Origin of the sequence: uncultured Litoreibacter sp. (assembly GCF_947501785.1) — a bacterium.
Lineage (GTDB): Bacteria > Pseudomonadota > Alphaproteobacteria > Rhodobacterales > Rhodobacteraceae > Litoreibacter.
Genome location: NZ_CANMXB010000001.1, coordinates 2,600,056 through 2,618,696 on the forward strand (window position 1 = coordinate 2,600,056; position 18,641 = coordinate 2,618,696).

General features: G+C 61.1%; 9 protein-coding genes. 1 reads left to right on the top strand and 8 read right to left on the bottom strand.

Going from position 1 to position 18,641, the window contains the following annotated elements; translation table 11 throughout:
• Positions 1-2 precede the first annotated feature (2 nt).
• From icmH to hemE, 4 genes are all read right to left on the bottom strand, one after another.
• Positions 3-1,664 carry a type IVB secretion system protein IcmH/DotU gene (gene icmH, locus Q0899_RS13020; RefSeq protein WP_299193286.1) on the bottom strand — a complete coding sequence of 554 codons (1,662 nt, stop codon included), beginning with the start codon at positions 1,662-1,664 and terminating at the stop codon, positions 3-5.
• Complete coding sequence (gene tssK / locus Q0899_RS13025) at positions 1,665-2,999, bottom strand: type VI secretion system baseplate subunit TssK (RefSeq protein WP_299193288.1); 1,335 nt, start codon at positions 2,997-2,999, stop codon at positions 1,665-1,667. It lies immediately after the preceding gene.
• Positions 3,000-3,092: 93 nt separating this feature from the next.
• The gene (locus Q0899_RS13030; RefSeq protein WP_299193290.1) at positions 3,093-12,140 is read right to left on the bottom strand and encodes a polymer-forming cytoskeletal protein; all 9,048 of its coding nucleotides are present in this window, start codon (positions 12,138-12,140) and stop codon (positions 3,093-3,095) included.
• 920 nt (positions 12,141-13,060) lie between these two features.
• On the bottom strand, positions 13,061-14,095 hold the full coding sequence (hemE, locus tag Q0899_RS13035; RefSeq protein ID WP_298294627.1) for a uroporphyrinogen decarboxylase: 1,035 nt from the start codon (positions 14,093-14,095) through the stop codon (positions 13,061-13,063).
• Positions 14,096-14,195: 100 nt separating this feature from the next.
• Here hemE and hemC point away from each other — a divergent pair, with 100 nt between their 5' ends.
• Positions 14,196-15,143, top strand: a complete 948-nt coding sequence (gene hemC / locus Q0899_RS13040; protein ID WP_299193292.1) for a hydroxymethylbilane synthase — start codon at positions 14,196-14,198, stop codon at positions 15,141-15,143.
• Between the two features lie 58 nt (positions 15,144-15,201).
• Here the strand turns inward: hemC and hemA are convergent, their stop codons facing one another.
• Genes hemA through Q0899_RS13060 form a run of 4 tightly spaced genes read right to left on the bottom strand, consistent with a single transcriptional unit; the run spans position 15,202 to position 18,623 of the window.
• Positions 15,202-16,416 (bottom strand): 5-aminolevulinate synthase, encoded by a 1,215-nt coding sequence (gene hemA / locus Q0899_RS13045; RefSeq protein WP_299193294.1) that lies wholly within the window; start codon positions 16,414-16,416, stop codon positions 15,202-15,204.
• Complete coding sequence (gene puhE, locus Q0899_RS13050; protein WP_366941497.1) at positions 16,406-17,203, bottom strand: putative photosynthetic complex assembly protein PuhE; 798 nt, start codon at positions 17,201-17,203, stop codon at positions 16,406-16,408. Before puhE ends, hemA begins: the two co-directional genes overlap by 11 nt.
• Complete coding sequence (gene acsF, locus Q0899_RS13055) at positions 17,203-18,330, bottom strand: magnesium-protoporphyrin IX monomethyl ester (oxidative) cyclase (RefSeq protein ID WP_298294633.1); 1,128 nt, start codon at positions 18,328-18,330, stop codon at positions 17,203-17,205. The genes puhE and acsF overlap by 1 nt, the downstream gene beginning before the upstream one ends.
• Entirely contained in the window at positions 18,327-18,623 is a 297-nt protein-coding gene (locus tag Q0899_RS13060; protein WP_298294635.1) for a hypothetical protein, read from the bottom strand. Before Q0899_RS13060 ends, acsF begins: the two co-directional genes overlap by 4 nt.
• Positions 18,624-18,641 lie beyond the last annotated feature (18 nt).

Genomic DNA, 18,641 nt, shown 5'->3' on the forward strand with positions numbered 1-18,641 from the left:
TCTCAAAACGTGCCCTCCCGCGCGACCAGTATTTCAACGCGGCGGTTCTCGGCGCGGCCCTCGCGGGTGGCGTTGTCGCCAATCGGGTCGGCGGCGCCTTTGCCCTCAACCGTCACCCGCTCTTTGTCGAAAAGCTGGTCCCGGATCACCGTCGCCACGCCTTCGGCGCGTGCAACGGACAGGTCCAAATTCGTCTTGTATTGCCCGCGCCCGGAGGGTTGGATGGCGTCTGTATATCCCAAAATCTTCACAGGCCCTTGTTCGCCGTTCAACGTCTCGGCAATACGCCCCGCAAGCGTGGCAAATTCCGGCTTCACCGTTGCGGCCCCGCTTTCAAACAGCAGCAAGTTGCCCACACGCACATAGATGAAATCGCCCTTCGTGCCGACCGCGACGCTGCCATCGGCGATCTCGGGGGCAAGGGTCGCCTGAATGCGTTCCAGCTGCGAGGATTTGGCCACAAAGGCAGGCCCCGCAGAACGTTCCAACGCCACCTTAAAATTGGTTGGGTGCATCGAATACAACGTGTTCGCCACAGCAGCGCCGTCGCGGTTCACCAGCGTTGACAGCGTGGCATAGAACCCAACCACAATTGCCGCCGCAATGCCGGCAATGGCCCAGACCGGGATGCCTCCAAACCGGCGGCGACCGCCCAACAGAACCGGCAGCCAGTTGATCGAGATATCCTCGTCAGGCCGCGCCTCTACGCGGCGCATCGTCTCGTAAATGCTAGAGCGCCAGCGGGCCAGTTGCACCGCGCCGTTGGCTTCGGTGCGGAACCGGCCTTCAAACCCGAGCGACAGACAGGTCAACATCAGTTCCAGCAAGTTGTAGTTCTGCCCCGGGGACTGCATGGCCTTTTCGACTTCCTGAAAAAAGCCCACGCCGGAATCGCGCATGTTGAAAACCCGCGCGACCATCGAATATTGCAGCCAGACCGACTTATCCGCCCCGGGCAGGTTCTGCACGATATCATCCGCCGTCCCGCACAGGCAGTAAGTGCCCACACGCGCCGTATGCGGGTCAACGCCGGCGGCAATTGCATTGCGCTCAAAAGCGTCCATCTCGCGGGTGACGTGGTCCATCAACGGGGCCGCGTCCAACTGCACCATGCCGGTGCGCAATCGGCCAAACAGGATCAACAAGTTCGCGGCCGCAGCCACCAGCGGGTTCGAGGACCCGCCTTTGCCAAGCCCCGTACCTTTTAGCGCTTGATGCAGCGGGATTTGCTGTGTCGGGACTTGCTGTTGCACCGGTTGGTTTGTCGACGTCTCGGGAAAAAATCCTTCTTGCTGACTGCCAATTGGCGACCCGATTGGGCTTTGCCCTCCGACCGGCGCGGGGTTGGAAGGCGGCAGCGCACCACCCAGCCAAGTGTCGCCCGTTGAAGGCGCAGACGGCGGACCGCCCGTTGGGGCGACGCGCCCGCCTTGCTGCGGAAACGGATGCTGGCCTTGTGGCGGCAGCGCGCCACCTATGACGGTTTTGTCTCCCGCACCGCTGACCGGCGGCTGACCTATTGGCGCGGGTTGGCCTCCCGGTGCATTGGCGAAAGGGCTATCAGACGGCCCAGGCGCAGGGCCGGAAGACGGCGAGGACGGCGGCGTGCTCACAGGAGGCAGCGCGCCTCCGATCACCGTTTTGTCGTCGTCTTTGCCTGCCATTTACAGCTTCTCCGGGATGGCCCACAGGTCCAGTTTCAAGTCGGGCCAGTCGCCGGCGAAATGCATGCCAATCGCCGGTGCTTTCGAGAATTCCTGCCAAAGCGGCGTGTTCTTCTCCACGAGGAAGTAGACATTGGTCGCAACCACACGGATCTGGCGCGGCGGGTTGGGCAAATGCGCCAGCCCGATGCCAGGCAGGTTGTTTTTGACGATTTCGCTCATGCGGGTGGACGGTCCGACCTTGCAGAGCTGCGGGAATTGCTGCTGCACTTGCGTCAGCTGCTTGCCCGCCTGCACTTCGATCACAAATGTCGCCTCGCGGAACAGGTTGCGGTCTTGGACCTGCGCCAGATAGCTGTTCTGGCGGACCTGCTGCAGGTCCAGCCGCACCGCGCGACCCACATCGCGCGACAGTAGGCGTTGAATGTCTTGCACCACGGGCGTGAAGGTCGCCTTCAGGTCGCCATGGTCATAGGCCGCGTAATGCGGGGCCATGCGAGAGCTGTCGTTGAATGTGGACAGCTCGCCCGCCAGGGCAATCAGGTGGCGGTACAACAATTCGGGATGCACGGCGTGCATCGACGCAAGATGGCGCAGGACGCCGACATTGCGGTTCAAGGTCATCAGCATCAGGTAGTCAGCGGCCTGCATACCGCCGCCTGCAGACGGGTCGGACGCGTAACGCGCGAGGTTTTCCAGCTTGGCCTCGATCCAGCCGACAACGCGGCTCAGGAAGCCCTCCAGCACCGGGTGTACGGCCAGAACCAGCCCAGGCGGCGGGACCGTCTCATCAAGGGAAATGACGCCGTCGCGCACCTCGTTGATGCGGGCAATCTTGATGCATTGGTATCCCGGCTTTGCGGTTTCGCGAACCGCCAGTTCTAGCCGCGGCACCGCGATTTCCAGCGCGTGCTCGGTGCGCATCGACGAGGCGTTGTCGGCTACGGTCTCGGTCGTCAGCCGGTAGCGGGTGGTGGCCGAACCTTCGTCGTCCAGCCCCACGTCGCGCCCATTTTGCGATCGTTCTGGCAAGGTCAGCCAAACGCTCAACCCGGCGGCGTCCTCAGGGACCTCGACGGCAACTGGTAAGGGCCCCGCGCCCGGCGCCTCAAATGGGGTGCCGTCCGCGAAAGCACCCGATACTTTGCGCAGGCCCACCTTGCCCTGCTGGGCCATGTCGCGGTCGATCACCAGCTCCTCCAGGCCCCATGGGTAGGGGTGTGTCAGGCGGGTGCGCGCATCGATAAGCTTTTCAACATGGCGGTCGGCCTGTTGCAGGTGTTGGGGCTGCATGAACAGCCCTTCTTTCCAAGCGACTTTGCTGAACAAAGACATGGCATTCCAATCATTCGCGGCCCGCACCAAACCCCGGCGCGCGGCCAATAGTGGGGCCCCGACCCGTGCGGGTCAAGGCAAGTGCTTAACGGCTTAGAACTGCCAGCGGGCCTGGGCGGTGATGCTGGCCCCCGACAGCTGGCCGGAGAACCGCGCATCCGCCCGCGCCGAGGCGCTGAACTGGCGGGCCGCGCGCCCGCCCTGCTTGGGCGACAGGATCTTGATGTAGTTCACACCGAAGCTCAGCTCGCCGTAAGCGCCCAGGTTGTCGGACACGTTGTTGACCGGGGCGCCGGGCAGCCCGGTGGCCGGGTCAATCGGGGTGAAGGTGGTCTGCAGCGGGTCGGCAAAGTCGTTGTAGTAGGTGCCGGTGGCGAAGTAGTTCAACGCCGAAGTGCCGTCGTCGCCAATGATGATGCGTGACACGGTGCCGCCCACAAACCCGATCTGGCGGTCGCTGTCGCTGATATCAAGCACCGCGCCGTCGCTGAAGGTGATCGAGCTGGTCTCAGTGGTCGAATAAGCGAACCCTGCCGTAGGCACCAGGCTCCAGCCGTTTTCAAGCTGGAAGGCGTAGCTGACCGCGCCCGAAATGGTGGTTGCCGAGCTGGAGAACTCCGCCCCATCCAGCCCAAGTCCGGTGCCGCCGCCAACGGCGGTGTTGGTCGCAGTGAAGTCCGTTTCCTCCTGGCGGATCTGCAGGTCCAGCGCCAGTGGTCCGCGCGCGGCGGTGACGTAGACGCCGGCGTAATACTGGTCGAACTCGGTGGTGGTGGTGCTGAGCCGGCGGTTGGTCGACAGGCCGGTTGCAGGGTCAACTGCGAACACCGGTTGGTCATTTGATCCGGTGTTGAAGCCCGCGATCCCACCAAATGCCAAATCCCAGCCGCTGAAATGACCTTGGAAACAGGCAAAGTCGCCGCCGAATTGCACACCGTAATAGGTGGACTCAATCTCACTGTCGGTGGTCAGCGCACCGCTGGTGGTCGACCCGGAGGCAGTCGCCTGACCGCCAAGAGCCCGCGCCCAACCGCCAACCCCGCAAGGGTTGCCGTCATCCACGCCAAGACCCACAACAAATGGGCTGGTTGGTCGGTTCACAACCGATCCGATCAGGGACTGGGTCAGGCCAACATTGCCAGCAAGCGCACCCAAGGCCGGGTTCAGCGCGTCGGTGACAACCAGATCGCCGGTGCCCGTCGCACCTGCGCGTTGCAGCAGATAGACGAAGCGCTCCGATGTGGGCAGGTCACCTGCCAGCGTGAAGGTGAAGTTATTGGCCGCGCCAAGCCCTTCATTGACGTCAATCAGGACGATGTCGTTTTCCTGGTCGCCGAAGGTCAGGCCGGTGGTGACGTTCAGATCAATCACGAAGTCGCCGGTGGCTGCGCCTTGGAACACGATCGTGTCGGCATGGGCGTCGCTCGACCCGACGCTGTCGCTGAGGTCGATGTCCAACTCAAACGTACCGCCCGCCCCGGTCACGGCGCCGGTGATCGTTGCGGTATCACCCGGTGTGCCGTTGCCAGCCAGGCTGATCGTCCCGGAATTGGTCAGCGATCCATTCACCACCGAGCCGTCAATCAGATTGGTGGTGCCGCTGTTGTTCAGGTTGCCGTTCATCGCCGCCGTCGCGCCAAAGGTCAACGTGCCCGCGTTGGTGGTGTTGCCGATTATGGTGCCGTCCAGCATCAAGTTGCCGCCCGTGTTGGACAACTGCCCCACGGTGTAAACGTTGCCCGCCCCAATCGTCAGGGCGCTGTCGAAGCTGAACGTACCGCCAACCATGAAGTCGCCCGCAATGTTCAGCGCACCGCCACCTGTGGAGGTCAAGTCACCGCCCACATTGCCACCCAGCGTCAGCGACCCTGTATTGGTCACGTTGCCAGTGATATCTCCACCTACATTCAGGCTGAAGTTGTTGACCGCATTGCCGCCGATTGTGCCGCCCACAGTCATAGTGCCATCATTGGTGACGTTGCCGCCCACATTGCCCGCAATATCAAGCACATCCGTGGTCGGGGCCGATGAGGTGCCGCCACCCGGGGCCGCGCTCAGGTCAGGCCCGCCCGCATTGGTTGCATCGCCAGCTACGTCTCCGCTGACAGACCCGATGCCGGTGTTGCTCAGGTTGCCGCCAACACTGCCGTTCAGGGTCAGCGTGCCGTTGCTGGTCACATCCAAAGCCACATCATTAACGGTTGCCGTTCCGCTGGAACTCAGGCTGCCGCCGATTGAGCCGGTGACGGTCACGTCGCCGGCGTTGGTTACATTGCCCGTCACGTCCGCAGCGCTTGCGCTGTTGAAGTTGGTCAGGTTGCCGGTCAGCTGGCCCGCGATTGCCACAACGCCGCTGCCAGTATTGGTCAGGTCACCAACCATGGTCCCCGCCAGATCAGCCTGGGACGAGTTGTCCAGATCGCCCACCAGATTGCCGTTCACGTCCAGCACACTGGTGCCGGAGTTGTTAATGCCAGTGGTGGCGGTCAGAGTCTGCCCCGCATCTACGGTCAAGGTGCCCGCCGTGCTCGATAGCAGGCCTGTCACAGTGCTGGTCCCATCCACAGTTGCGGTGCCGGAGTTGGTCAACCCGCCGCCAATCGAACCGGCCAAAGTCATCGTGCCAGAGCTATTGACGTCATTAGCAACCGCGCCGTTGATGTCCATCGTGCCGGTATTACCAACCGTGCCGCCGCCATCAAACGTTGTCGCCGCCGCGACTGTCGCGGTTCCTGCATTGTTGAAGCCGTTCGTTGTCAGGTCGCCCGTGGTGGTCAGGGTCCCGGTCGCCGCGTTGGTGAGGGCACCGGTGGTGCCCTCCAAGGACGCCGCGCCCTCGTTCAGAACCGTGCCGCTGATCCCGCCAGAGCTCGTCAGCGTACCACCGTTCTGGTTGGTCACATCGCCACTGATGGCCGCCGCCGCCGTGACGGTACCTCCACTTTGATTGGTCAGGCTACCGGTCGTCGTCAGCGTGCCCGCATTGATCGTTAGCTGGCCGCTATTGGTGGCCGTACCCGCCGTGACATTGCCCGTCACGGTGGTGGTGCCGCCCGCTCCGGTGCCAAGGTCTCCGCCCACAGCGCCCGCGACACTCATCGTGCCCGCGTTTGCCACGTCACCAGAAACGGTGCCGGTGCTCGTCGCGGTGCCGCCCGCATCGTTGGTCAGGTTGCCCATGATCGTGCCGGTGTTGCCCAGCGTGCCGCCATTCTGGTTGGTCACATTCGATGTAATGGTGCCCGCGTTGTTTAACGTGCCCAGCGCTTCGTTGGTGACGCTGGTTGCTGAAACGACTCCGCCCGCGGCGACGTCAAATGTCGACGAGTTGGTGATCGCCCCCGCGCCGGTCAGCGCGCCTGTGCCACCCACATCAAAATCGCCATCATTGTCGATGTCGTTGCCATTGAACGGCGTGTTGCCGGTGACGGTCACCGTGCCGTTGTTGGTCAGGTCGCCATTCGCGGCCACAGTGCCGTCAAAGTCGATCGTGCCGTTGTTGGTGACGTTGGCGTTGATGGTCACCCCGTTGGACACGTTGGATCCCGCGCCGTTCACAAAGTCGGTCGCGTCGATCACAAAGGTGCCACCCAGTGTGTTGCCGACATTGCCGTTGTTGGTGAACGTGTCGGTCACCTGCAAGGTCAGCGTGCCGCCGGTGTTGCCGTTCAGGTCGGCGTTGTTGGTGAAGTTGGCGCCCATGGTGGTGTCGGCTGTGACGTTGAACGTGCCGTCGTTGGTCACGTCGCCAGTGAACCCGCCGCCGGCCGCGTTGATCGTGCCGGTCGCCGCGTTGGTGGTGGTGCCCGCAATTGAGCCGCCCGCGTTCAGCGTGGTCGTGCCGCCAGCCTGGTTTTGCAAGGTGCCAACAGCGCCCGCAACGCCCGCCGTGCCAGAGTTCGCCAGCGTCCCCGCCACCGAACCACCTGCCGCAACCGTCAAACTGCCCGAGTTATCTGCGTTGCCCTGCACCGAGCCACCCACAGTGGCGGTGCCGTCATTGTCTAGGTCGCTCTGCATCACGCCGGTGGAGGCCTGCGTCAATGTCCCGCCCGCCTGGTTGGTGACGTTGCCCTGAACGGTGCCGTCAAGCGCGGCGGTGCCGTCGTTGCTGACGGTGCCGGTGACTGTGCCGCCGCCCGCAACGGTCAGGGTGCCGCTGTTGGTGACATTGGTGCTTACGCTGCCGCCGCTGTTCACGGTCACGATGCCCGAGCTGGCCACATCTGCGCCCGCGACGGTGCCGTTCACGGTCATTGTACCGTCATTGGTGTTGGTCGTGGTGACGGTCAGGGTGTCGCCCGCGTCCACCGTCAAGCCGCCAGAGTTGGTCAGCACATTGGTGGTCATGTTGCCTTGCACGTTGACGGTGCCGGTCGCGTTGTTGTCCAGCGTGCCGGTGACGTTGCCCGACAGGTTGGCCAGACCGTCATTGGTCAGGTTGCCATTAATGGCGCCGCCGGAGGCCACGCCGACGGTGCCGCCAGTGTCGTTCTGCACGTCGCCCAGCACGGTGCCGCTTACGTCCAAAGTGCCACCCGACTCGTTTGTCAGGCCCGAGGTGGCGGTCAGCTGCTGGCCGGAATTGACGGTCATGCCGCCGGAGTTGGTGATCGCGCCCGCAACCGACACGTCGTCGATCACCGCGGCGGTGCCGTTATTGTCGAAGATGCCCTGCAGCGTGCCCGCAATGTTGGCTGTGCCCCCGGTTGCGTTGGTGACGTCGCCGCTGATCAGGCCGGTGCTGGTCATGCCCAGCGTGCCCGCGTTGTTCAGGGCGGCCATTAGGTCGCCGCTGACATTCAGGGTCGATCCTGTCTGGTTGTCCGCGGTAGCGTTCAAGGTGACGGTGGCGGGATCCGCAATTGTCACGGTGCCTCCGCCGGTGTTGGTCAGGGTGGCGGTGGTCGTGGCGCCCGCTTCGAAATCAAGGGCCGCGCCCGCGCTGTTGGTGATGTTGGCCACGCTGAGGTTGCCGGTCACGTCGGCATCCGCACCCGCGCCACTGTTGGTCAGGTCGCCGGTAATCGTGCCCTCCAGGTCGGCGGTGCCGTTGTTGGTCACCCCGCCATTCACGGTACCGGTGACGGTCAGCGTGTTGCCCGCGCCGTTCACCACGCCCGCGCCGTTGGCGGTGCCGTTGATGTTCAGAGTGCCGGTGTTGGTCAGCACGGCAGCGCCGGTGTCCACGGTCGCGCCGGAATTGACGGTCAGCGTGCCCGCCCCGGCAGTCCCGCCATTCAGCGTCAGCGTGTCGGAGGCAACGGTGGTCGTCCCGGTGGTGGTCAGCAGGCCGGTGATGGTGCTGGTCCCATCCACAGTCAGGGTGCCCGCGTTGCCCACGGTGCCGGTCACGTCGCCAGCAAGCGTGGTGGTGCCGTTATTCGTCAGGTTGCCATCAATCACGCCAAGGTCGGCCACATCAACCGTGCCCCCTGCGTCGTTGGTCAGATTGCTGTCGAGGGTGCCGTTGACATTCAACGTGCCGCCGCTCTCGTTGGTGGTGCCCGCATCCGCCGTCAGCTCCTGGCCTGCGTTCACGGTCAGGGTGCCGTCATTGGTCACCGCGCCGCCGACAGTGGCATTGCCGGTAACAACAGCGGTGCCGGAGTTGTCCAGAATGCCGGTGATGCTGCCCGCCACATTGGCGTTGCCGCCCAGATCGTTGATCAGGTCGCCGGTCAGCGTACCGGTGGTTGTCACCGTACCGCCGCTCTGGTTGGTGATGTTGGTGGTCATCGTGCCAAGGTTTGTCAGCACGCCGCCATTTTCGTTGGTCACAGCATTCGCGGTCGCGGAACCACCTGCGGCAACGTCAAAAGTGCCCGAGTTGGTAATTTGGTCGACCCCCAAAAGGGTGCCTGTGGCGGTCACATCCATATCGGCATTGTTGTCCAGATCATTGCCGGCGCCGTAGGTCACCACAGCCTCGTAGGTGACGATGTTTTCGTTCTGCAACCCGCCGTCCAGCGTGATGTCGGAAATGTAATTGATGACGCCAAAGTTGATCGCACTACCAACAAGTCGAACGGAACCGTTGTTGAAGTTTGATCCGGCTTGAATAATGATCGAGCTCGCCATGATGGTAAACCGGCCGCCGCCGCCAATGCGGTTGATGTCACCATTGCTGGTGAAGGTGCCCGAGACGTTCAGCGTCGTGCCGCCCTGCCCGTTCAGCTCGTCGTTATTGACCAGATTGCCGGTCACCGTGCCGCCATTGTTGGCGGTGAATATGCCGTCATTGGTAAAGTTGTTCCCGAACGTACCACCGTTCGAAATGATGGTGGCCCCTGCAGCGTTCGTGACCGCGCCGGTCACAATGCTGGTCCCCTGCACCGTCGTGGTGCCCGCGTTGTTGATCAACTGGCCGCCGATATTTCCGACAAGTGTCGCGGTGTTGGAATTGGTCAGGTTGCCTTGAATCTGGCCACCCGACGCAACGGTCAGTTGGCCGGTATTGGTGGCGTTGCCCTGAACCGTGCCGCCAAGGGACACGGTCCCGGCATTGGTCAGGTTGTTCTGGAAGACGCTGTTCGCACCTTGGGTCAGGTTGCCGCCCGCATTGTTGGTCACAGCACCTTGCACCAGACCGTTGATCGTCGCGGTCGCTGTTGCACCGGCCGACCCATTGGTCAGCGTGCCGGTGATCGAGCCGCCCTCGGCCAGCGTCACCGTCGTGTTCGCCGCCGGATCACCGCTGGTGACATTCCCCGCAACACTACCGGTCGCGGCAATATCCAGCGTGTCGGTGTTTGTGACGTTGCCGGTCAGTGTGCCGTTCACGTCCAGATCGTTGTTATTCGTCACACCGCCATTGGCCGTCAGCGCATTGCCACTTGCGACCACCATCGTGCCGTCATTGGTGATCAGCCCGGTGACGGTCGATGTCCCGTCAAACGTCAGCGCGTTGGTGTTGCCAATCGTCCCGGTCACATTGCCCGCAATCGTGGCAATCCCGGCATTGGTCACGTTGCCGGTGATCTGCGCCAAGGCCGCCACGTCCAGATTGCCGGTGGCAGAGTTCGTCACCGTACCAATCAGCGTGCCGTTCACATCCAGATCGTCGTTATTCGTAACACCGCCATTGGCTGTCAGCGTGTTGCCACTTGCGACCTCCATTGTGCTGCCATTGGTGATCAGCCCGGTCACGGTTGAAGTCCCGTCAAACGTCAGCGAGTTGGTGTTGCCAATCGTCCCGGTCACATTGCCCGCAATCGTCGCAATCCCGGCATTGGTCACGTTGCCGGTGATTTGCCCGAGGGCAGCCACGTCCAGATTGCCGGTGGCAGAGTTCGTCACCGCACCCGCCAGCGTGCCGTTCACATCCAGATCGTCGTTATTCGTAACACCACCATTGGCTGTCAGCGTGTTCCCCGCAGCCACTTCCATCGTACCGTCATTGGTGATCAGCCCGGTCACGGTCGAAGTCCCGTCAAACGTCAGCGAATTAGTGTTGCCAATCGTCCCGGTCACATTGCCCGCAATCGTGGCAACCCCGGCATTGGTCAGGTTGCCGGTGATCTGCCCGAGGGCCGCCACATCCAGATTAGCTCCGGCGTTGTTCGTTACCGCACCCGCCAGCGTGCCGTTCACATCCAGATCATCGTTGTTGGTGATCCCGCTCAGCGCCGTCAACGTATTGCCGGCGTTGACGTCCACCGTGCCGCCCACATTGTTGGTGATCAGCCCGTTCACGGTGGCGTTGCCCACCACATCCAGCGTTGACGAGTTGGTGATAGTCCCGGTGATCGTCCCCGCAATATCCGCGTCGCCCGAGTTGGTCAGGTCGCCCTGAATCTGCCCGGTCGTGGCCATGGTCAACGTGCCCACGTTGTTGAGCGACCCGGTCAGCGTGCCGTTCACGTTCATCACCGCCGTGACAAGGTTCTGCACCAGCGAGGTCGAGAACAGGAAGGTCCCGGTATTGATCGTGAGCACGCCGCTGCTCTGATTGGTGACGCTGAACGCCGACAGCGTGCCTGTCTCCACTGTCAGATTGGCGCCGCTCTGGTTGGTCAAAGCGCTGACGCCTGTAAGGTTGCCGGTCACGTCCACGTCGCCGCCCAGCTGGTTGGTCAGGTTGCCGTTGATCGTACCCTCAAGGTCGGCCATGCCCTCATTGACGACAGCGCCGGTTATGGCCCCGGTCACCGTCAGCGTGCGGGTGGCGTTGTTGGTCAGGGTCGGGGTGATCACTAGGCCCGAGACGGTCATGGTGCCGTTGTTGGCCAAAGACGTCCCTACGGTGTTCAACGCGCCGCCCAGCAGAACATCCAACGTGCCGTTCTGGGTGACGCCGGATTGCGCGGTCAACGTGGCCCCGCCGTTGACGGTCAGGGTGGCGTCATTGGTGATCAGCCCTGAGACGGACACGTCGTCGGTCACGGTCAGGGTGCCGGCGGTGTTGTTGATCGCGCCGGTCACCGACCCCGCGATGCTCGCAGTCAAAGAGTTGCTCAGCGTGCCGGTCAGCGACCCGGTGGAGCTCATCACCAAAGTGCCCGCATTGGTCAACCCGCCGCTCAGCGACCCGTCCAGGTTCAGCGTGCCGCCGCCCCCGACCTGCGTGGCCGAGGTGGTGGTCAACGCCGCGCCGTTGGAAATGGTGACGGTCGGGCCGGTGATGGTGAACCCTTCCAAAGCGGCGGAGTTCCCCGATAGGATCACTGCGCCGTCGCCGGTAAACGCAAAACCTCCTATCAATTCATTGGACAGAGTCGTCTGAACACCAGTCGCTACCGAAAACGAAACCGTGCCACCTGCTCCGCCAATGCTAGCGCCGGTGAAGGTATAACCGTTGCTCTGCACATCGATGCTGCCTGGAACAATAGCGGTACCGACGGTGATCGTTACTGTCGGGTCCGTACCATCGATATTTGTTGGGAAGATGACGTCGTCACCATCCGCGTATGTTTCGGCAACAACGACATTCAACCAAACATCGCTGGTGAAATCCCAAGTGCCAGAAATCGGGTCAGCCCCAACATTGGCCGGATCTGAGCCATTCCAGGTAATTGTTTGCGCGATGAGCGCTTGGGGCACACCTGCGCTAAAGGACGCCACAGCCACAAGAGCCGCGGTCCGGCGAAGAGCGCCAAAGGTCAGTCCAGTTCCAGCACGTACCAGAAGATCACCAAGCATAACGAACCCCAAAAAATAATATTCTAAAAACTGATTCCGTTCCCATTAACCAGAATCGGGGCAGCACCGTTGATAAGCAAGGAAAAAATGCAGTTTTTTGTGCAGTGCGGCATGCCCGCAGTGTCCAATGTTGCAGGTTTCGCACCATTGTAGAAACGCGCCCGGGCAGGTCCAATACTTCAAGGTGTCAGAGCACCCCAAATGCGCCGGACCCAAACGCATCCCCGCCGCGCCTTCGCATCTGCGCTTGTCTCAGATTTGGGCGTCATAGGGTGGCCCCGTACGCGTCGCGCAACGCGACCATTAGGTTGCCGATCATGCTCACCCCGCTGCCCTGCACCACATGCCGTCCGCAGGTGTGGTCAAAAAATTGGACATCTCGTCCACCTCTGCAAAGACCGATTTGGCTATGTCGCAGTAAAGGCGCAATCGATGACGCCCATCCAGCGGTGAAGTAATTAAAATTACAAAATCAATACCTTACATATTCCAGCATAATGCCAAACGTAAGGCAGCACAGCGGCTGAGTTGGTATTGCGCCGCTGTATCAGGGGTCCGGATGCTCGATGCTATCGCTATGGACATGCAGACACGCATCCAAGGAATGACGGACGTTCCACGTTGAGCGCTGACAACAAACAGATAGGCAAAAACCAAAATTTAACGCCGGAAAACGCAATTGAAGCAACCGGGTGGGCAATTCGGCGATGAGCAAACCAATGAGATTGCGAGCGCGTGTTGGGGAAGATGCCGCAATATTAAGTCGCATATTGACAGGTGGATGTAGATGACCCAACGGAATTGGAGCAACGGATTGTCTAGCTCTGCGGCGTATCCGGCGGTTTTGAGCTCTAAGTGGCCCAACGCTGCTCATGCTTTCAATTTCATTCGGTTAGTGCGCCGGTACAACCTTAGTGAAATCAGCCGCCACGCACCGTGTCGATCATCAACTGTACGTTCTCCGGGTCCGCATCAGGGGTGATGCCGTGGCCGAGGTTGAAGATGTGAGGACCGCCTTTAAGCGCATCCACAATCCGCTTTGTTTCCGACACCAGAGTATCGCCGCCGGTCACCATGTGGGTCGACTTCAGGTTGCCCTGAACGCAGCCGCCGGTTTGCACATTGGCCGCAACCCAGTCAGCCTCGACGCCATCATCGACCGCAATGCAGTCCGCGCCTATGGCAGCATGTGCGCCTATGTATTTTTCTCCGGCGCCGCGCGGGAAGGCAATCACAGGAATGCCGGGGTGTTTCTCTTTCAAAGCCTGTGTGATCCGCTGCATCGGCTTGATGGAGTATTGTGCGAAGTCGTCGCCTTGAAGCGATCCGGCCCAGCTGTCGAAGATTTTGACCACCTCGGCCCCGGCCTCGATTTGGGCGGACATGTAAGAAATGGTGGCCTCGGTGATGCGCTCCATCAGCCCGTCAAACACCGCACGGTTGTCAGCCTTCAGCGCGTGGGCGGGTCCCTGATCCGGCGTGCCTTGGCCCGCGATCATGTATGTGGCGACGGTCCAGGGCGCGCCTGCGAAACCGATCAAGGTGGTCTCCTCTGGTAGCTCTTTGGACAGGATGTTGACGGTCTCATAGACCGGCGACAGGTGTTCGTGGATGTCGTCGGCGGGCTTCAGTTTGGCCAGCTCATCAGCGGTAGTGATGGTGGACAGGCGCGGGCCCTCGCCGGTGACGAACCACAGGTCCGCGCCCAGCGCTTGGGGGACCAGCAAGATGTCCGCGAAGAGGATCGCCGCGTCAAACCCATAGCGGCGGATGGGTTGCAACGTGACCTCGGCGGCCAGTTCGGAATTGTAGCAGAGCGACAGGAAGTCCCCGGCCTCGGCGCGCGTGGCACGGTATTCTGGCAGGTAGCGGCCGGCTTGTCGCATCATCCAGATCGGAGGGGTCGGAAGGGTCTCGCCAGCGAGAGCCCGAAGGATGGTTTTGTCTTTGCTCATAGCGGCGTGCTTCCTGCTGACTTCTTCGCCGCATCATGCTTTTTCAGGGCACAGGATACAAGAGTTGTCAGGCAGAGTTTACACCTTTAACACTGTGGTCATGAGCTATGAATTACCCAGCCCCGCCAAGCCTTTAAACATCGGCACCCGCGGGTCGCCGCTCGCCTTGGCGCAGGCCTATGAGACGCGCGAAAGGCTTTCAAAGGCCTTTGATCTGCCGCTTGAGGCGTTCGCAATTGTGGTGATTAAGACAACTGGCGACAAGATCATCGACCGGCCGCTGAAAGAGATCGGCGGCAAGGGGCTTTTTACCCGCGAGATCGAGGATGACATGTTGTCCGGCAAGATCGACATTGCGGTGCATTCGATGAAGGACATGCCGACGGCGCAGCCTGATGGGCTGCTGCTGGACACCTATCTGCCGCGCGAAGACGTGCGGGATGCGTTCATCTCGCCACGCGCATCCGGCTTGGCCGATTTGGCCGCTGGAACGGTGGTTGGCACCTCATCCTTGCGCCGCAAAGCGCAGTTGAAACTGCGGCGTCCGGATCTGGAAGTGGTGGAGTTTCGTGGCAATTTGCAGACCCGGCTGAAGAAACTGGATGACGGCGTGGCGGAAGCGACGTTCCTGGCGATGGCGGGGCTGATCCGGCTGAAGATGGATGAGGTCCCGAAGTCCGCGATTGAGGTGGAGGATATGCTGCCGGCCGTCGCGCAAGGCGCGATAGGGATTGAACGGCGCGCGGATGATATGCGGGCTGCAGACATGCTGGCGGCTATTCATGACGGGCCGACGGGGCAGCGACTGGCAGCGGAGCGCAGCTTCCTGGCGAAACTGGACGGGTCCTGCGAAACGCCGATTGCGGGGCTGTCCGAGTTGGACGGCAACACCATGCGTCTGCGCGGGGAGGTCCTGCGGCCTGACGGGTCAGAAGCGATAGGCGATGACGTGACCTGCGCCATTGAAGACGGCGCGGCGGCGGGTCGGGCTATGGCTGAAAAACTGTTGTCCCAGGCGGGCCCTGCCTTCTTCGACTGGCGTCAGTAAGGGGCGCCAATTCCTCGAGGAGGAATTGGATCCAAACTCTCCTCGAGAGTTTGGCGCGTCAGGCGACCGCATGCGCGATTGCGCATTGTTTCCACAGAGTTGTAAGTGCCCTCAGCAGGTGGGCGATGTCTTCGTCCGAATGCAGCGGAGACGGCGTGAAGCGCAGACGCTCGGTGCCTTTGGGCACTGTGGGATAATTGATCGGCTGCACATAGATGCCCCATTCATCCATCAGGTAGTCGGCCAACATCTTGGTTTTGACCGGATCCTTGATCATCACCGGCACGATGTGGCTGTCATTCATCATATGCGGGATGCCCGCGCGGTCGAGCCCGTCGCGGAGTTTCTTGACCTGCTCCCGCTGCTTCATACGTTCCGTATCGGATTGCTTGAGATGCGCGATGGAGGTTTTCGCCGCCGCCGCCACGGCGGGTGGCAGCGCGGTAGTGAAGATGAAGCCAGAGGCAAAGCTGCGGATGAAATCGCACAATGCCGCCGAGCCGGTGATGTAACCACCGACGACGCCAAAGGCTTTGCCGAGCGTGCCCTCGATCAGTGTGATGCGGTCCATCAGGCCTTCTTGTTCAGCCACGCCGCCGCCACGCGGGCCATAGAGCCCGACGCCGTGAACCTCGTCCAGATAGGTCATGGCGCCGAATTTCTCTGCGACCTCAACGATTTCGAGGATGGGGGCGATGTCTCCATCCATGGAATAGACAGACTCGAATGCCACGATCTTTGGAACGTTGGCGGGAAGGGCTTGCAGCTTGGCCTCCAGGTCCTCGACGTCGTTGTGCTTCCACAGCACCTTGTCGGCGCGGGAGTGGCGGATGCCTTCGATCATTGACGCGTGGTTGCCAGCGTCAGAAAGGATTACGCAATTTTCCAATCGGCTGCCTAGTGTGGACAATGCCGCCCAGTTGGACACGTAGCCGGAGGTGAACAGCAGCGCCGCTTCCTTGTTATGCAGATCGGCCAGTTCCGCCTCCAGCAACAAGTGATCGTGGTTCGTGCCGGAGATGTTCCGGGTGCCTCCTGCGCCGGTACCGGTGCGCTTGACCGCCTCGCACATGGCGTCGATCACCATTTGGTTCTGCCCCATACCAAGGTAATCGTTAGAGCACCATACAGTGACGTCGCGCTGCTCCCCATCGACGTGGTTTGAACACAAAGGGAACTTACCGCATTTTCGCTCCAGTTCCGCGAAGTAGCGGTAATTGCCCTCTTCCTTAAGGGCGTCGAGCTGGGCGTTGAAAAGCGCGTCAAAGTTCATTGGATTTTCCTTCGGTCGTGCTGGCGGCGGGAAGCATCCAGCGCCATAGTTTTGCGTCGGGCAATGGGATGACCATCAGCCAGTGTTCGATCGTGGCGAGTGTCGCCAAGGCGGTGAGAAGCGCGAAGCCCGCAATGGACGGGCCGGCACTGGAAAAGAGACGTTCGGCGAAGCAGGCGGCAGTGATGGACAGGAAGGTCACCCCGATAGGGAAAGCCGCAGTGATTTGGCGCTGACGGAAGTAGGATTTGATGTGCTGCAGCGGCTGCGGCACAAATTCGGTGTTGATGCGCGGAACTCCGAAATAGAGGTTCAGCTTGGCGGAGATGCGCGCGACAAAGAGGATGACATAGGCCCATAGGCCAAAGGTATTTTCGGCGCCGGTGGTGATGGTGATGACAGCGAGGAGCGCACCGAAAAGCAGCAATTCGTGATGGGCGACCGTGTTCCAGGCGCGGATGAAACGGTCTTTACCCACAAGGCCCGGCGGGCATTCGCGGCGTTCGGGGCCGGTAATGATGCCTGATAGGAACGCCAGCTCAATCCAGCCCCAGATCAGCAGGACCGACAAGAAGGAAATGTAGACGTTTTGCAACGTCAGCGCCGCCGAAGACACGATCAGTCCGGCGAAGCCAAGAGCTGCGAGCGGGATCGACAAGAACACCGCGCGACCATGGGCGACGGCCTCCCCCGCGTCGGATTTGCGCACGATCAGCAGGATCGCCCCGGTGAAAAACCACCAGGCGAACACTGCAAAAATCGCGGCTATCCAAGGGGAGGACATCATTAGTAGGCGGGCTCCATCACTGAGGATTCAGGAACGTCGTTGTGAATAACCGGGATGGTGAAGATCGCGATGAACGCGGTCGCCGCTTTGGCCATACCAACAATGCGGGACACCGTTCCGACGATGCCACCCTTTTCCTTGCCGTTGGCGACTTGGATGGAAGCACGCTCCATCCTGTCCAGATTTGGCCGCCAGCGTGGGTGGTCAATGTCCAACGTAAACGGGAACACCTGTTTCGAGATTTCTGACGTCTTGCGGTAGACCTCTTGCCCGTACCACGTCACATCCACGCCAAGCGCTTCGTGAAACAGCGGGCGCTGGTGATCGCGCACCCACATTGTGGAATAGACCGCTGTGAGGAAGAACTTGATCCACATTTTGTTGACGCGGCTTGTCGTAAGCGTGGGGTCGGTTTTCATCAACAACGCGAAGGCCTCACCGTGTGAAAACTCGTCGTTGCACCATTCGCGGAACCACTGAAAAATCGGGTGGAAGCGCTTGTCGGGGTGTTGTTCGAGGTGGCGGAAGATCGTGATGTAGCGCGCGTAGCCGATCTTTTCCGACAGGTAGGTCGCGTAGTAGATGAATTTCGGACGGAAGTAGGTGTACTTCTTCTGCTGCGTCAGGAAGCCCAGATTGACCCGAATGCCCGCTTCACGAAGGGTGTCATTGATAAACCCCGCATGGCGGGCCTCATCGCGTGCCATGAGCTGGAATAACGTCGTGATGTCGGTGTTTGAGCCACGGCGCTTCATTTCTTTGTAGAGAACACAGCCGGAAAACTCGGCGGTGCAGGAAGAGATCAGGAAGTCGATAAACTCGGCTTTCAACGCCGGGTCCATGCCTTCCCAATTGGCGTCCCATTCGTCGTTCTTCTTGAAGTGACCCTTGTTAGGGTCGGACTTCATCCGGCCAATCAGCGCGTCCCATTCTTCGCGAACGGGGGAGACGTCAATTGCGTCCATCTCATCAAAATCGGTGGTGTAGAAGCGCGGCGTCAGAAGTGTGTTCTGCATGGCTACTTCGGTGGCCATCTCCGATGTCATCTCGGGGCCATCAAGCGCGTCTTGCGCGGCAATGGCTTCTTCGGCGGTGTTTGCAAAAGCGGAGTGGGTTGGCTTGTTCATGACAGCACCTCCTCGCTAAACGAAAACTCGCAAAGCTCCATAAATTCGAAATCACCGGTCCAGCGGGTCCACTGCCGTTCAACCCAAGACGCGCGGGTGATGGTGGCGGTGCGGTCTTCTTCGACCAGCTCGCCATAGGGGGCCATAATCTCCGCCCCATGTACCAGCACAGAGTCACCGGGGTTCACAACCGCCCCATTGGTAAATTTGACATGTGCGGAAAGCTCCTCGAACCGGTGAGAGATTGTCACCGTACAAGGAGCCGTTTCTTTCGTTCGTGTCAGAAATCCCATTTGCTTTGTCCCTTATAA

Coding starts and splice junctions, on each gene's coding strand:
- icmH (WP_299193286.1), bottom strand. CDS start 1,664: ATGGCAGGCAAAGACGACGACAAAACGGTGATCGGAGGCGCGCTGCCT.
- tssK (WP_299193288.1), bottom strand. CDS start 2,999: ATGTCTTTGTTCAGCAAAGTCGCTTGGAAAGAAGGGCTGTTCATGCAG.
- Q0899_RS13030 (WP_299193290.1), bottom strand. CDS start 12,140: ATGCTTGGTGATCTTCTGGTACGTGCTGGAACTGGACTGACCTTTGGC.
- hemE (WP_298294627.1), bottom strand. CDS start 14,095: ATGAGCAAAGACAAAACCATCCTTCGGGCTCTCGCTGGCGAGACCCTT.
- hemC (WP_299193292.1), top strand. CDS start 14,196: ATGAGCTATGAATTACCCAGCCCCGCCAAGCCTTTAAACATCGGCACC.
- hemA (WP_299193294.1), bottom strand. CDS start 16,416: ATGAACTTTGACGCGCTTTTCAACGCCCAGCTCGACGCCCTTAAGGAA.
- puhE (WP_366941497.1), bottom strand. CDS start 17,203: ATGATGTCCTCCCCTTGGATAGCCGCGATTTTTGCAGTGTTCGCCTGG.
- acsF (WP_298294633.1), bottom strand. CDS start 18,330: ATGAACAAGCCAACCCACTCCGCTTTTGCAAACACCGCCGAAGAAGCC.
- Q0899_RS13060 (WP_298294635.1), bottom strand. CDS start 18,623: ATGGGATTTCTGACACGAACGAAAGAAACGGCTCCTTGTACGGTGACA.